Origin of the sequence: Candidatus Poriferisocius sp. (assembly GCF_965204015.1) — a bacterium.
GTDB lineage: Bacteria > Actinomycetota > Acidimicrobiia > Acidimicrobiales > Bin134 > Poriferisocius.
Window position 1 is genome coordinate 3,717,876 of sequence record NZ_OZ241965.1, and the last position, 14,847, is coordinate 3,732,722.

Consider the following 14,847-nt stretch of genomic DNA (forward strand, 5'->3'; position numbering starts at 1 on the left):
TGCCCTTGATGCCCGAAAACAGCCCTCCCAACATCTTGCTATTGGTGTCCGACCAGGAGCGCCAGCGGGACTGGCTGCCGCCCGGAGTGCCGCTACCCGCCCGCCAGCGCCTGTTGGACCGGTCGCTGGAATTCCGCCGCCACTACACGCACAGTTCGCCGTGCTCGCCGTCGCGGGCAACCCTGTTCACCGGGCTCCACATGGACGAGCACGGGGTGACCGAGAACTCCAGCTATCCCAACAACACCCAGCTCTCCACCGACATCCCCACCCTGGGCACCCGGCTGCGGGAGGCCGGCTACCGCACCGCCTACAAAGGCAAGTGGCACCTTGAAGCCTCCGCTGAGCCCGATATGGAGGCCTACGGGTTCTCCGACTGGACCGGCAACGACATGGCCTTTTGGGGGCTGCCCGGCAGCGGCACCGAGTTCGACGAGCCCATCGCCGCCGACTCCGCGGCCTGGCTGCGCGACCAGCGGGGCGCAACCGAGCCGTGGTTCTTGACGGTGGGCTTGGTGAACCCCCACGACATCATGTGGTTCCCGCTCGACCAGCCTTGGTTCTGGGAGCAGGCGCCCGACTATGTGGCCCAGAGCCGGGAGAAGCTCGACCGGCGCAAGTGGGGCCGGGCCACCAACCTGCCCGCCTTCGCCCACGAAATCGAGCGGTGGTGTACCGAGCTGCCCGAGAACTTCGACGACGACCTCCACACCAAGCCCGATGTGCACCGCCGGTGGCTGCTGGAGATGGAGCGCAACAGCACCCCCGGGCCGATGGACCCCGGCGACCACGACCTGTGGCTGCGCCAGCTCGACTACTACGTGAAGCTCCACCAGTTGAGCGACCAGTGCCTAGCGGTGATCTTGGCCGCGCTGGACGACATCGACCAGTGGGACAACACCGTGGTGGTGTTCACCTCCGACCACGGCGACCAATGCGGTTCCCACGGGCTGCGGTCCAAGGGGCCGTGGAACTACGAGGAGACCATGCGGATCCCGCTTTACTTGTCGGCGCCGGGGCTGACTGATGCAGGGACGGCCACCGAGTCGCTTACCTGCCACACCGACTTGGCCGCCACCATCTTGGAGTTGGCCGGGGTGGATGCTGCTGATCTGCCCGGCCAGAGCCTGAGCCCGCTGTTCGACGACCAGTCGGCGGTGATCCGCGACCACGTCCTGTTCGCCCAGCGATGGCCGTGGTATCTGGGGGTGGAGAAGGTGCGCTACGCCTCTTCCGGGGTGTTCGACGGCCGCCACAAGTACTGCCGCTACTACGGCATCGGCGGCGGGGTCAGCAACCTGGGCGTGTCGCTGGGCGACTCAATGCTGTTCGGGCCCGATGCCGACTTCGATGATCACGACCACGAGTGGTACGACCACGATGACGATCCTGGTGAGTTGGTGAATTTGGCTAATGATCGGGGCCGGCGTCGGGAACTGCGGGAGCGGTTTGAGATGCTGAAGGAACTGGAAGCGGCGGAGTACCGGGGCTAGCTACTCCAGGGACATTCCGAATTCTCGGAAGTCTTCTAGTAGGACGTCGTCGGCGTCGGGGGCGGGGGGGCCGGGGGTGTAGGTCACCAGACTTAGAGTGCCGGTGTAGGGGAAAGTGCGGTGGCGCTGGTACAGGTCCCATGACACTGGGGACCGTCGGTTGAGTCCGACGTCGATGCCTTGCCAGGGTAGGAAGCCGATCATTTGGGGGACTTCGGGGAGTGTGGTTCCGGCCTGACCGTCGGCGCTGACAGTGAAATTCCAGATGCGGCCGCCGGGGGCGGCGGCGTCGACCACAACTTGGCGGCACTCCCCCGGTAATTCCATTGGCTCGGCGGATAGGTATCGGCCGGAGCTGTTTACCACGAAGTGCAGGGCATTGTTTTCGATGTAGAGCACGTAGCCCGACGCCTGGCTGCCGTGGGCCACCAGCACGCCCTGGTCGCCGGGCTGGTGGTGCAGTTCCACGTTGATGGTGAAGTTGCCCCCGGCGATGAGCCGGGACGACCGCAATCGCTCCACGGTGGGCGATCCGGGCAGGATGCGCAGCTCTCGGGTGAGTTTGGCGTGCTCTGGCGGTTTCACCGTGCGGAACAGCCCGGAGGCTTCGTCGAGAGGGAAGACCCGGTTGCGCCAGGCGGCCTCTTCCCAGGCGTCCACCATCTCGGCCAGCTTCTCGGGCTCGGCGTCGGCCAGATCGTTGCGCTCGTTGAAATCGTCGGCCAGGTTGAACAGCTCCCAGCGATCTTCGCTGAACGGGGTGTGGTGCTCGTGGAAGATGGCCGCCCCCCAGCCGTCGCGGTACATGCCCCGGTGGCCGATGCACTCGATGTACTGCTCAGTGTGGTCGGAGGGGGCATCGGCATCGCTCAGCGTGGCCGCGAACGAGACGCCGTCGGGGGCATCAGAGGCCTGTCCCTGGCGCTCGGTGGGCACGTCGAGGCCGAGCAGGTCGGCCAGGGTGGGCAGCAGGTCGGTGATGTGGGTGTACTGGTGGCGCAGCTCCCCGCCCATGGCCGCGGTGCGAGCCGGCCACGACAGCACCATGGGCACCGAGTGGCCGCCCCGGTGGGCGGTGATCTTGTAGAGCCGGAAGGGGGTGTTGCAGGCCATGGCCCAGCCCCGGGGATAGTGGGGCCAGGTGGTGGGGCCGCCGATGGCGTCGGCCTCAAGGGCGGCCACCTCGAAGTCGCCCACGTCAGGCGAGGGCCGGGCGCCGGTGCCGCTGTGAGTGAAATACGACGTGCTGCCCTGGGCCCGGCCTTCCCGGGACGCCCCGTTGTCGCTGGTGAACACGAAGATGGTGTTGTCGAGCTGGCCTAGAGCCTCTAGCTCGGCTGAGATGCGGGCCACGCTCTCGTCGATCGACTCCACCATGGCGGCGTACACCTCCATGTAGCGGGCCATGACCCGGCGGTCGGGCTCGGGGTAGCTGTCCCAGGCCGCCACGTCCTCGTTGGGCTCGGTGTTGCGAGGGGGCAGCTCGGCATCGGACGGGACAATGCCCAATTCCTTTTGACGGGCCAGGCGCTCCTCGCGTAGTTGGTCCCAGCCCTTGTCGTAGTTGCCCCGGTGGCGGGCGGTGTCCTCGGCTTTGGCGTGCAGCGGCGCGTGGACCGCCCCGTGGGCGTAGTAAAGAAACAGCGGCTTGTCGGGGTCGGTGGTCTTGACCTCGCGGATCATGCGGCAGGCCCGGTCGGTGAGATCGTCGGTCAGGTAGTAGCCCTCGGGATACTCGTCAACGTGCACGGGGTTGTTGCCCTCATAAAGCTGGTGGGGGAAGTGGAAGTCGGTGAGGGCCTCCAAGAACCCGTAGTACTGGTCGAAGCCCCGTTGGAGCGGCCACGAGTGGGTGTCGCCCGCGATGGACAGGTCGGACTCCAAACACAGATGCCACTTGCCCACCGCCGCGGTGGCGTAGCCGTTGGCCTTGAGCATCTCGGCCAGCGTCGACTGGTTGTGGGGCAGCTCGCCGGCATAGCCGGGGAAGCCGGGGTTGGCGTTGGCCACGAATCCCATTCCCGCGTGGTGGGAGTTGAGCCCGGTCAACAGCGCTGCCCGGGTGGGCGAGCACAGCGGGGTGACGTGGAAGTTGGTATAGCGCACGCCGGAGGCGGCTAGCGCGTCGATGGCCGGGGTGGGGATCTCTGAGCCGTAGCAGCCCAGATCGGAGAATCCCAGATCGTCGGCCAGCACGACCACGATGTTGGGGGCATCGGCGGGCGGCGTGGGCTTGGGGGGCCACCACGACTCCGAGGTGGCGATGATGCGTCCGATCTTGCCCCCGAAGCCGGGATAATGCTCTTGCTGGCGCTGATCGGTCATCTATGCCCCCTAGGTCGGCTGGGACATTAGTGCTTGCCCTTAGGGTTAACCATCCTCCGGCGGGGCGGCGGGAGCTATTCGAGGCCCATTCCGATTTCTCGTAGTTCGGCTAGGCGGACTTCTTCGGTGTCGGGGGCGGGGGGGCCGGGCTTGTAGGTCACTTGGTGGATGGTGCCGGTGTAGGGGAAGGAGCCGTGGCGCTGGTGGAGTTGCCACGACACCGGGGATCGGCGGTCGACGCCCACGTCGATGCCCTCCCAGGGGATGAAGCCGTAGATCTGGGGGATGTCAGTCGCGGTGATGCCGGTTTGGCCGTCGGCGCTCACGGTGATGTTCCAGATGCGCCCGCCGGGGGCGGCGACGTCCAGAACTATCTGCCCGCACTCCCCCGGCAAGTCCATGGGGTCGAACACCATGGGCTGGCCGCCGCTGTTCACCTCGAAGTACAGGGCGCCGTCTTCGATGTACAGCACATAGCCCGACGCCTGCCCGCCGTGGGCCACCAGCACCCCTTGGTCGCCGGGTTGGTGGTGCAGGTCGACGGTGACGGTGAAGTTTCCCCCGGCGATGACCCGAGACGCCCGGTAGCGCTCCACGGTGGGCGTGCCGGGGCGGATCCGCAGCGGCCGGGTGAGCAGGTCGTGCTCGGCCGGGCGGAGCAGGCGGTATAGGCCGGTGCCCTCGTCGAGGGGGTAGACCCGGTTGCGCCAGGCGGCCCGTTCCCAGGCATCCACCAGCTCGGCCAGCTTCTCGGGTTCGGCCTCGGCCAGGTCGTTGCGCTCGTTGAGGTCCTCCTCCAGGTTGAACAGCTCCCAGCGGTCGGTGCTGAACGGGGTCATGAACTCGTGGAAGGCGGCCGCCCCCCAGCCGTCGCGGTAGTAGGCCCGGTGGCCGATGCACTCGTAGTACTGCTCGGTGCGCTCGGAGGGGGCATCGGGGTCGCCCAGCGTGGCGGCGAACGACACCCCGTCGGGGGCTTCGGAGGCCAGTCCCCGGCGCTCGGTTGGGACCTCTACCCCCACCATCTCCGAAAGGGTGGGCAAAAGGTCGATTATGTGGGCGTACTGGTGGCGCAGTTCCCCGCCAACCGACGCGGTGCGGGCCGGCCACGAGAATACGAACGGCACCGAGTGGCCGCCCCGATAGGAGGTGATCTTGTAGAGCCGGAAAGGGGTGTTGCAGGCCATGGCCCAGCCTCGGGGGTAGTGGGGCCAGGTGGTGGGGCCGCCGATGGCGTCGAGGGCGTTCATCTCCTCTTCGCCCACTTCGGCCGACGACATCGCTCCGGGGTTGCTGTAGGTGAAGTACGAAGTGGTTCCCTGGGCCCGGCCTTCCCGGGACGCCCCGTTGTCGCTGGTGAACACGAAGATGGTGTTGTCGAGCTGGCCGATGGCCTCCAGCTCCGCCCGGATGCGGGCCACGCTGTCGTCGACCGACTCCACCATGGCGGCATACACCTCCATGTAGCGGGCCATGACCCGGCGCTCGCCCTCGGGATAGCTGTCCCACGCCCGCACATCCTCGTCGGGTTCGAAGTTCCGGGGCGGCAGCTCAGTGTCCGGGGGCACGATGCCCAGCTCGATCTGGCGGGCCAGACGCTCCTCCCGGAGCTGATCCCAGCCCTTCTCGTAGTTGCCCCGATGGCGGGCGATGTCCTCGGCTTTGGCGTGCAGCGGAGCGTGCACGGCTCCGTGGGCGTAGTACAGGAAGAACGGCTTGTCGGGGTCGGTGGCCTTGACCTCCCGGATCATGCGGCAGGCCCGGTCGGTTAGATCGTCGGTCAGGTAGTAGCCCTCGGGGTACTCGGCGATGTCGATGGGGCTGTTTCCCTCATACATCAGGTGGGGGTGATGGAAGTTGGTCAGGGCCTCCAAGAAGCCGTAGAACTGGTCGAAGCCCCGCTGGAGCGGCCACGAGTGGTTGTCGCCAGCGATCGACAAGTCGGTTTCCTTGCACAGGTGCCACTTGCCCACGGCCATGGTGGCGTATCCGCTGGCCTTGAGCATCTCGGCCAGCGTTTGCTGGTTGTGGGGCAGCTCGCTGGCGTAACCGGGGAAGCCCGGATCGGCGTTGGCCACGAACCCCACCCCCACATGATGCGAGTTGAGCCCGGTGAGCATGGCGGCCCGGGTGGGCGAGCACAGCGGGGTGACGTGGAAGTTTGTGTAGCGGACCCCGGTGGCGGCCAGCTCGTCGATGGCGGGGGTGGCGATCTCCGACCCGTAGCAGCTCAGGTCGGAGAAGCCCAGGTCGTCGGCCAGCACAATCACGATGTTGGGAGCGCCCTCAGGCGGGGTAGGCCGAGGCGGCCACCACGACTTGGAGGCGGCCATGATCTTGCCCACCGTGCCCTCGAACCCGGGATAGTGCTCCTGCTGGCGCTGATCGGTCATCGGATCTCCTTGTGGCTCGCCGCCGACACAATACGGCACGCCTCGCCCGGCATCGACGGGCGGAGCTCAGGCGGGTTGATAGCCCTCGAGAATGGTGCCCTTGAAGAAGTCGGGATTGGCCCCGGCGCAGAGCTGCACGGCGTTGTCGCACATGAAGGCCCTGAACTCCGGCTCACTGAGCCATCCGTTCTCCACCTGCTCGTAAGCCTCGGGCATCACGTCGACCATGTTGGCCACGTCCCAGTGGGCGATGTCGGAGCTGAAGACGGCGTTGAGGGGGACGCCGCCCGGTAGCTCGGGGTCGAAGGCCAGCCGGGTGAGCGGGTCGTCGGCCTCACAGCCGAACCAGCAGGATGTTGAGATCTGGCGAATCACGTCGTCGGGTCCCGTGATGCCCGAGGCCTCGAAGTCGTTCACCACGTCGGTGGTGCGGAAGAAGTCGGCGAACTGGGCACCGAAGCCGGGCTCGGGATTGAGCTTCCCGGCGTGCTCGGCCAGCAGCCGGTCGAACCGGTCGGGGTCGAAGGCGTCGGGGTCGTAGGCGGGCAAGCCCTCGGGGCCGCGCTTGTGGTAGTGGCCGATCATGTCGTGTACCAGCTGCACCGCCCAAGTGGTGCCCCCTTCGAGAAAGGCCAGCCGCAGATCGGGGAACCGGTGGAGCACCCCGCCGAACAGCAGCGACTTGAGGGTGGCCTCGCTGGCCCCCGCGAAGTTGCCCATGTGGTTGTAGGAGAAGTTGGTGATCGACCGCCGTCCGCTCCACCCCATCGAACCGGAGTGGAAGCCGGCCACCACGCCCAGCTCCACCAGCCGCTGCCACAGCGGGTCGTAGTCGTAGGCGCTGTCGAGGCCCAGCGAGTCGACCCAGGTGCCCCCGCCTTCCAGGTCGCGCACCGCGAAGCCGCCCAGCATCGCCACCTTGAAGCCCAGATCAACCACGGCGTGGTCCAGCGCTTCGACCGCTTCTTGGGGGGTGGCGGTGGGGATGGTGGCCACCGGCACCAAGCGGTCGCCGAAGCCGTCATAAACGTCGGCGGTGTAGCGGTTCCAGGCCCGGCACAGCCCCCGGCGGATCTCGTCGTTGCGCTGGCTGGGCACCACCAGCCCCCACGTGGGGTAGCAGAGGGCCAGATCCAAGCCCAGCTCGTCTAACCGGCGATACATGAGCTCGGGGGCCATGGCTGCGGCCAGGTCGTCGGTGTTGCCAAACGGGACACCCCACCACGTCTGGCGGAACGGGCGCACCCGGGGGCGTTCCTCGGGAGCCACCCCGGCCCAGTGGGGACTCCCATCGAAGGTGCCCGTGGCCCACAGCGCGTTCAACCCCTCGCTGATGCCCTCGTCCCGCACGTAGCGGTCGAGGTCGGGCCAGTGCTCCCAATAGTGGCCGTCGCTGTCGACCACCGGATGGTCGAGCCGCTCTCTGACGTCGCCGGGAGACATCTCGCTCATGGGCTGAGACTAGTGAGCACCCCGTAGAGTGTGCCGGTAATGACCGGGGCAGTGACATGAGCGGCGAGCGCAACCGACGGTGGATCCTGCGGGCACGGCCCCAGGGAGACATAGACACCGACGACCTGGAGATGACCGAGTTGTCGGTGCCAGCCCTGGACGAGGGCCAGATGCTGGTGCGCAATACCTACCTGTCGGTGGACCCCACCAACCGGATCTGGATGAGCGACATGGACGCCTACATGCCCCCGGTGGAGGTGGGCGAGCCCATGCGGGGGCGGACGTGGGGCACGGTGATCGAGTCGCGCCATCCGGACTTCTCGATCGGCGACGTGGTGACCGGCGGGCACATCTGGGAGGAGTACTCGGTGCAGGACCAGGCCGAGGCTATTCCCATGGACTTAGGAGTGCCCCTGGAAGCGTTCACCAGCGTGCTCGGCCCCACCGGCATGACCGCCTACTGGAGCCTGTTGGACATAGGCGAGCCCCGCCCGGGCGAGACCCTGGTGGTGTCGGCGGCCGCGGGGGCCACCGGCTCGGTGGCGGGCCAGATCGGCAAGATCGCCGGCTGCCGGGTGGTGGGCGTGGCCGGAGGGCCGGAGAAGTGCCGGTTCGTGACCGAGGAGCTGGGCTTCGACGCCTGCGTGGACCACAAGGCCGGCAACCTCGACGAGCAGTTCCGGGCGGCGTGCCCCGACGGGATCGACGTGGACTTCGAGAACGTGGGCGGCGAGGTGATGGACGCCGTTTTGGGCCAGGTGAACAACCACGCCCGGGTGGTGCTGTGCGGCATGATCTCCACCTACAACGCCGAGGGCGACTGGTGGTCGCCCCGACTGTTTCGCAATATCTTGTTCCGGCGGTTGAAGGTGCAGGGCGTGATCATCATCGACTACTTCCACCGCTTCGGCGAGGCGCTCCCCATCCTGGCCCAGTGGGTGAGCGACGGGCGCGTCCGCTACCGGGTAGACGTGGTGGACGGCATCGAGAACGCCCCCGAGGCGCTGGCCCGGCTCTTCGAGGGCCGCAATATCGGCAAACAGCTTGTGAGAGTTTCAGCCGACTAGCGTGCCAGCCATGACTCCTGAAGATTTGGTGGAAATCGAGGCCATTCGCCAGCTCAAGGCCCGGTACTTCCGGTTCATGGACCAGAAGCGGTGGGACGAGTGGGAGGACGTGTTCTGCGACGACGTGGTGATCTCCACTCCCGACGACACCGGGGAGGACTCCGACATCACTGGCAACAAGGCCTTCCGGGTGTACTTGGAGCCCATCTTGGCCCCGATCATCACCACCCACCACGGGCACATGAGCGAGATCAGCATCGACGGGCCTGATACCGCCTCGGCTGTGTGGTCGATGGAGGACCACTTGGACTGGCCGCCGGAGAGCGGGGTGGGGCAGATGTGGGGTACTGGGTGGTACGAGGAGACTTACCGCAAGTGTGATGATGGTCAGTGGCGGATTGCCTCTCTGCTTTTGCGGCGGCAGCGGGTGGAGGTTGAGGGGAATCGGGTGTTTCCAGCGGAGCGGCCTACGGGATAACTGCCAGCACTACCCCCTCGGACACTGTTATTTGGGGAGTGGGGGTGGTGGCTTGGTTGCTTACTCCTCGGCTTGTGAGAGGTTCCAGAACCTCGTCGTTTAGGGGCCATTTGAGGCCGGTGGTGGTTACTTTCGCTGGTCCGCCTAGAGCGAATAGGGAGACGGTGTCTCCGGGTTCTGCTTCTAGGGTGCGGTGGCTGTGGACAATTAGGACTTGGGTGTTGTTTAGCCAGGCTTCTATTTGTACTCCGGACCATTGGGGGGAGGCTAGGACTGTGAGGTTGCCGATTAGGTGGTCTAGGCGGCCGCCTCCGGCGCCTATGACGATCACTCGGTCGGCTAGGCGGGTGGCTAGTTCTAGGGCTAGTTCTAGGTCGGTTTGGTCTTTGTCGGGGGGGTGGCGTTCTATTCGGGTTCCGGACTGTTCGGCGGTGGTTAGGGCTTCGGGTGACACTGAGTCCATGTCGCCTACTGCTATTGCCACTGTCAGGCCGGCTGCTTGGGCGTGGTCGAGGCCGGAGTCCGCGGCTACCACTACCGGGTTAGCGGGGAGGCGGGCGATTTCTTCTGGGGTTGGGGGGTCTCCGCCAGCTACTACGACCACGGTGACCTTGGGCTCGGTTGGCGGTGTCATCAGAATGGGCGGGTGATGGCTCGGGTGGGACCGAAGTTGTGGAGGCCGCCGGCGTGGAGGTTGCCGAGGCCGCCGGCGCACATCACGATCACGTCGGAGGGGTGCTCCACGATGTAGGCGGTGCCGTCGGGGCTGATGCGGTCGCGCTCAGCCAGCCACTGTTTGTGGGTCTCGGGAAATTGATCCACCTGGTGGCAGGCGTTTTGCCACAGGGCTTCTTGCACGTCTTCGATGGTGGGGTAGGCCGCGGCCAACATGTCGGCCCAGGGCGGGGGCACCACCACCATCACCTCGGCCCCCCAGTGGGAGATGTAGGCGTTGGTGCCCACGTAGGCCAGCGACTGGCCGATGACCCAGGCCAGCGAGCGGCCGTCGTCGGCCGCGATGTCGGCGATGTCCATGGTGCCGATGGTGCCGTAGACGGTGACTGCGTCGCCGCTCACCCCCCGGCGCTCGGCCAGCGGCGGCCACGGGGAGCGCTCCTCCCACTCCCCCATGACCAGGCCCACTACCCGGGCGGGTTGGCCGAGGACGCACTTTGAGGTCTCGCCGGCCACTTGGCCGCCCACGTTGCGCATCACCAGGCGGATGGCCCGGCCGATGGCTGGTCCGGCCCCCGCAGCACCACCGAAACAGCCGGCCTGGTAGGGCACGTCGAGCCGATCTCGGGCCGGGCCGTTCACGAACAGGCACGGCACTACCGAACTGGTGGTGGTGTTGAGGGCGAAAAGGTCGAAGGGGCGTTCGGCCATGGCTTCCAGCGCGGCCATCATCAGCGGCATGGCCTCGGGGGCGGCCCCGGCCATGCAGGCGTTCACAGCCAGCTTCTCCACCGTGCACCAGGCGTTGGCCGGCGGCACTTCCAACAGCACCGAATCGGCCGGTCGGCCAGCCTCAGCGGTGAACTGGGCCACCCGCTCTGGGGTGGGCGGAATCAGGGGCAAGCCGTCGCCCCAGCCCTGAGCCGTGGCCCAGCGCATGAACTCCGCGGGGTCGTCGGGGGCCTCGACCTGCCCGTCGGGAATGGCGTCGCCGTCAGGGGCCATCTACGAGGGCACTCCCAGCGAGTCCAACAGCGACGGCCAGAAGTCGTGGGCGATCTGGCGCACTTCCTGCTCGGGACGGGTGTCCAGCGGGTAGGGAAGCACGCACAGCCGCAGGCCAGGCCGCTCCATGTTGCGGGCCATGATTTCGGCCAGCGACACAAATTCTTCGGTTACGACGGCGACCGCCGTCTTGTCCTGGGCCGCCACCGCAACTGCGTCGTGGACGGTCCAAGACGTGCAGCTGCCTCAATTGCCCAAGCCGACGATGGCGATGTCCACGTCCGTGGCGAAGCCATCCAACTCCTCGAGCACCGCGTCTTCGAGCTTGACGTCCTGGCGGGACTCCGAGCACCACGGCACCACCTCGGCCCCGGCCGCCTCCAGCTTGCGGGTCCACTCGTCGGTGGTCCACAGGAACGAGCGCCACGTGAGGTCGTAGCGGATGCCCACCCGTTTGCCGGTCAGCGGACCGGCATCGGGGCCCCGATCAGGGTCGATCAGCGGCGGAGCAGCCGTCGGATCCAATACCAACATGGGTGCAGACTACCGGCCGGTGCTGATGATGCCGGTTTGAGATGCCGCCGGCGGCTACCGGCCGGTGAAATCAGGGGGACGGCCCTGTTGGCGGGATTCGATCCACTCCCGAAAATCGGCTGAGCGCGACGACAGCTCCATGGCAAATGCCTCTTCGCTCATGTGGGCCTCCAGACTGCGTTCTCTGCCCCGCTGGACGAGGGCCTTGGCCAAGCCGACGGCAACGGAGGCCGAGGAGGCCAACCGGTCGACCAAATCGGCTACTTCGGCATCGACACGGCCTTCAGGTGCCGCTCGGTATATGAGTCCCCAATCGGCCGCCTCCGACCCAGAGATCTCCTCCCCCAGCATCAACATGCCCTTGGCCCGGGCCACGCCGGCCAGTCGGGGCAATAGCCAGGAGATCCCGCTGTCGGGGGTGATGCCCATCGACGTGAACGGCGCCCGCAGTCGGGCGTTGTCAGCCGCCACTGTGAAATCGGCGGCCAAAGCCAGGCTAAGACCCAGGCCCACGGTCCAACCCCGCACCGCGCACACGATGGGGACTTGCACTTCCAGGAAAACCGGGATGAGCCGATTCACCAGATAGGGCATACGGCGGGAAATGCTGCCCGGCCGAGGACGGTTGCCATCGCCCGCCCGTTCCGCCAGATCGAAGCCGCTGCAAAAGTGATCGCCCGCCGCATTGAGCAAAATCACCCTGATCTCTTCGTCGGCGCTGGCCGCTTCCAGAGTGTCAATGAGGGCCAGCACAATGTCGTCGGTCAACGCGTTGCGTCGATGGGGCCGATCAAGGGTCAGGGTCAATACCGGCGGGGCCGAGACCACTCGCAGCCCTTCGGGTGGTGCGGGATAGGGCTTCATGTCCGGCACAGGCTAGCCAAAATTAGCTAGAGACGAGTTCGGCAGCACCGAACACCACCGAGAACCTCACGCACCAGATCACCACGGTGGAGTAGACGTCGAGGTCGAGATCGCGGGGGATCTCGTAGTTCTGAGAGCCGACGTTCCCCTTGAGGTCGCCGAGGTCGACATAGACGTCGGTGAACTGGCCGACGGGAGCATCGGGGGGAGCCGCGCTCAGGTAGACGTTCAGGTCGGGGCCGTTGTCAGTCCTGAAATCCTCGAACCGCAGGAACCGCTGGCCGGTACCGTCGCCCAGCACGTCGACCCGTCCCTGAGTGGGGTGGCTGCGGCTGATGAACTCGCCCGACGCCTCCACCCTCACCTGGGGCATATCAGGCATGGTCTCTTCGACTGGCATCTCCTCGGGCATGCCGAGCTCTTCCATGGCTTCGTCCATCTCGGCGATGAGCTCCTCCGACAACTCGTCGCCCGGCATGGGGCCTGTGGCCAGAGCCGGGGTGGCGGAATCGGTCTCGGGTGTCGGGGCGGGAGCGTCGGGCGCCGCCGCGGTTGACTCCGCAGCCGGTGGGCCGGGATCGCCCGTCGTGGGTTCGGGTCCGGTTGGCTCGGCAGCCGGGGCTTCAGCCGCCGCGCCGCTGTCGAACACCGGGCCGGCCTCATCAACTTCGTCGTCGATGAAGTAGGTCTGGAAGGCGAACCAGAAGAACACCAACCAGATCAACACACCTAGCAGGGCGGCCAACACCACGGCGATGAGCACTTTGGCTCGGGTCGGCAGTGCCTTCAACCAGCCCCACAAGCGGGATATCAGCCGTTTCATACCACTCAATGTACGGGGAGAAATCCAAAATCACAGATGATGACCCTCCCCAACGAAAAGGCATCTTTGGGAGTACCGCGACAAACTGACGAGATGGGCTACGAGACGCTGATCGTGGAGCGCAAGGGACGGGTGGGATGGCTGATAAACAACCGCCCCGACCAGCTCAACGCCATGAACTCCCAGATGCGGGAGGAGTTCGCGGAGGCGTGGCTGGAGCTCGACCGGGATCCGGAGGTGCGGGTGATCGTCCATACCGGGGAGGGGCGGGCCTTCCAGACCGGGGTGGATGTGGTGGAGTTGGCCACCGACGGGCAGGGCATGGAGCGCTATCGGGAATCGGTGGAGAACTTCGATCTGCACTTCACCTCGTGGCACCAGAAAGTGCGCAAGCCGGTGATCACCGCGGTCAACGGCATCTGCTGCGGTGGCGGCTTCCACTGGGTGGCCGACGCCGACATCGTGATCGCCGCCTCCGACGCCCAGTTCTTCGACCCCCACGTGTCGGTGGGCCAAGTAGTGGCCTTGGAGGCCATCGCGCTGTTGAAGAAGATGCCCGCGGAGACGGTTATGCGGATGGCCCTGATGGGCGCCCACGAGCGGATGGGCCCCCAGCGGGCGTACGAACTGGGCATGATCAGCGAGATCGTGGACCCGCCCGAGCGCCTACGGGAGCGAGCCGGCGAGATCGCCGAAGCCATCGCCCGCAACTCCCCTTCTGCGATGGCCGCTACCAAGAAGGCCCTGTGGGACGCCATGGAGCACGGCCTAACCGAGGCCAGCAAAACCGGTGCCTTCCACATGACCGGCATCTGGGGCCACCCCGACCAAGTGGAGGGCCCCGCCGCCTTCGCCGAGAAACGCGAGCCCCAATGGGAACCTCTGGATCCGAATTAGGCTAAATAAGTACTCATGGGAACGATTGTCATCACCGGATCAGCAGGCGGAATCGGCCAAGCCACTCGGGAGCGCCTCTCCCGAGACGGCCACGAGGTGATCGGGGTGGACATCCGTGACGCCGAGGTCATCGCCGATCTTTCAACTCCTGAGGGGCGCACCGAGATGATCGGCGCGGTGGCCGCCGCTAGCGGAGGTCGGATCGATGGCCTGGTGGCCGGCGCCGGAATTACCGGCCCCGATCCCGAGCAGGTGGTGTCGATCAACTACTTCGGGGCGGTGGCCACCGTGGAGGGGCTGCGTCCCCTGCTGGCCCAGGGCACCGACTCCTCGGCCGTGGCCATCAGCTCCAACTCCTGCACAACGTTGGTAGCTCTGCCTGATGGGCTGGTGGAGGCCTGTCTGAACGACGACGAGGCCCAGGCCCGGGAGCTCGCCGGCTCTGACCCGGGCACGGCCTATGCCACCAGCAAGCTGGCCTTGGCCCGGTGGGTGCGGCGCACCGCCATCGGAGACGACTGGATCGGGTCGGGCATCCGGCTCAACGCGGTGGCCCCCGGGCTCATCGACACGCCGCTGGTGGCCGAGAACCTCGACATGATTATGAATTTGGGCGACGTGTACCCCATCCCCCAGAACCGCCCCGGACGCCCCGCCGAGGTGGCCAACCTGCTGGCCTTTTTGCTATCGCCCGACGCCAGCTTCTTCTGCGGCTCAGTGGTGTTCATGGACGGCGGCAGCGACGCCGCCCTCAACGCTGACGCCTGGCCCGCCACTAACACCACCGCCGAACGCTGGCCGACCCCGGACTGAATTCAACTCCTTCTGGGGCTCCAATTCC

At 66.6% G+C, this 14,847-nt stretch carries 13 protein-coding genes and 1 pseudogene; 5 read left to right on the forward strand and 9 right to left on the reverse strand.

Annotated features, from left to right (window positions below):
• The first annotated feature begins 8 nt into the window (after positions 1-8).
• Positions 9-1,493: a sulfatase-like hydrolase/transferase gene (locus tag ACOGJC_RS16815; RefSeq protein ID WP_419846147.1), complete on the forward strand. Its 1,485-nt coding sequence runs from the start codon at positions 9-11 to the stop codon at positions 1,491-1,493.
• On the opposite strand, the gene ACOGJC_RS16820 is transcribed toward ACOGJC_RS16815, so the two are convergent.
• From ACOGJC_RS16820 to ACOGJC_RS16830, 3 genes are all read right to left on the reverse strand, one after another.
• Entirely contained in the window at positions 1,494-3,818 is a 2,325-nt protein-coding gene (locus ACOGJC_RS16820) for an arylsulfatase (RefSeq protein WP_419846148.1), read from the reverse strand.
• Between the two features lie 74 nt (positions 3,819-3,892).
• Positions 3,893-6,211 carry an arylsulfatase gene (locus ACOGJC_RS16825; protein WP_419846149.1) on the reverse strand — a complete coding sequence of 773 codons (2,319 nt, stop codon included), beginning with the start codon at positions 6,209-6,211 and terminating at the stop codon, positions 3,893-3,895.
• Between the two features lie 66 nt (positions 6,212-6,277).
• Positions 6,278-7,663, reverse strand: a complete 1,386-nt coding sequence (locus ACOGJC_RS16830; RefSeq protein WP_419846150.1) for an amidohydrolase family protein — start codon at positions 7,661-7,663, stop codon at positions 6,278-6,280.
• 56 nt (positions 7,664-7,719) lie between these two features.
• Here ACOGJC_RS16830 and ACOGJC_RS16835 point away from each other — a divergent pair, with 56 nt between their 5' ends.
• Positions 7,720-8,730 carry an NADP-dependent oxidoreductase gene (locus ACOGJC_RS16835; RefSeq protein ID WP_419846151.1) on the forward strand — a complete coding sequence of 337 codons (1,011 nt, stop codon included), beginning with the start codon at positions 7,720-7,722 and terminating at the stop codon, positions 8,728-8,730.
• Positions 8,731-8,740: 10 nt separating this feature from the next.
• Entirely contained in the window at positions 8,741-9,208 is a 468-nt protein-coding gene (locus ACOGJC_RS16840; RefSeq protein WP_419846152.1) for a nuclear transport factor 2 family protein, read from the forward strand.
• On the opposite strand, the gene ACOGJC_RS16845 is transcribed toward ACOGJC_RS16840, so the two are convergent.
• The 6 genes and pseudogenes from ACOGJC_RS16845 to ACOGJC_RS16870 all read right to left on the reverse strand — a co-directional run bounded on the left by ACOGJC_RS16845 (position 9,198) and on the right by ACOGJC_RS16870 (position 13,109).
• On the reverse strand, positions 9,198-9,842 hold the full coding sequence (locus ACOGJC_RS16845; protein ID WP_419846153.1) for a thiamine diphosphokinase: 645 nt from the start codon (positions 9,840-9,842) through the stop codon (positions 9,198-9,200). The genes ACOGJC_RS16840 and ACOGJC_RS16845 overlap by 11 nt on opposite strands.
• Positions 9,842-10,888: a hypothetical protein gene (locus ACOGJC_RS16850; protein ID WP_419846154.1), complete on the reverse strand. Its 1,047-nt coding sequence runs from the start codon at positions 10,886-10,888 to the stop codon at positions 9,842-9,844. The genes ACOGJC_RS16845 and ACOGJC_RS16850 overlap by 1 nt, the downstream gene beginning before the upstream one ends.
• Positions 10,889-11,122 (reverse strand): annotated as a pseudogene (locus ACOGJC_RS16855) (UGSC family (seleno)protein); the annotation flags it as partial.
• Positions 11,123-11,134: 12 nt separating this feature from the next.
• Positions 11,135-11,422: a hypothetical protein gene (locus tag ACOGJC_RS16860; RefSeq protein WP_419846155.1), complete on the reverse strand. Its 288-nt coding sequence runs from the start codon at positions 11,420-11,422 to the stop codon at positions 11,135-11,137.
• 54 nt (positions 11,423-11,476) lie between these two features.
• On the reverse strand, positions 11,477-12,286 hold the full coding sequence (locus ACOGJC_RS16865; protein WP_419846156.1) for an enoyl-CoA hydratase/isomerase family protein: 810 nt from the start codon (positions 12,284-12,286) through the stop codon (positions 11,477-11,479).
• A gap of 22 nt (positions 12,287-12,308) precedes the next feature.
• Positions 12,309-13,109, reverse strand: coding sequence for a DM13 domain-containing protein (locus ACOGJC_RS16870; protein WP_419846157.1), 801 nt, complete (start codon positions 13,107-13,109; stop codon positions 12,309-12,311).
• A gap of 93 nt (positions 13,110-13,202) precedes the next feature.
• Here ACOGJC_RS16870 and ACOGJC_RS16875 point away from each other — a divergent pair, with 93 nt between their 5' ends.
• On the forward strand, positions 13,203-14,006 hold the full coding sequence (locus ACOGJC_RS16875) for an enoyl-CoA hydratase/isomerase family protein (protein WP_419848261.1): 804 nt from the start codon (positions 13,203-13,205) through the stop codon (positions 14,004-14,006).
• A 15-nt stretch (positions 14,007-14,021) separates the two neighbouring features.
• Complete coding sequence (locus tag ACOGJC_RS16880; protein ID WP_419846158.1) at positions 14,022-14,819, forward strand: SDR family oxidoreductase; 798 nt, start codon at positions 14,022-14,024, stop codon at positions 14,817-14,819.
• Positions 14,820-14,847 lie beyond the last annotated feature (28 nt).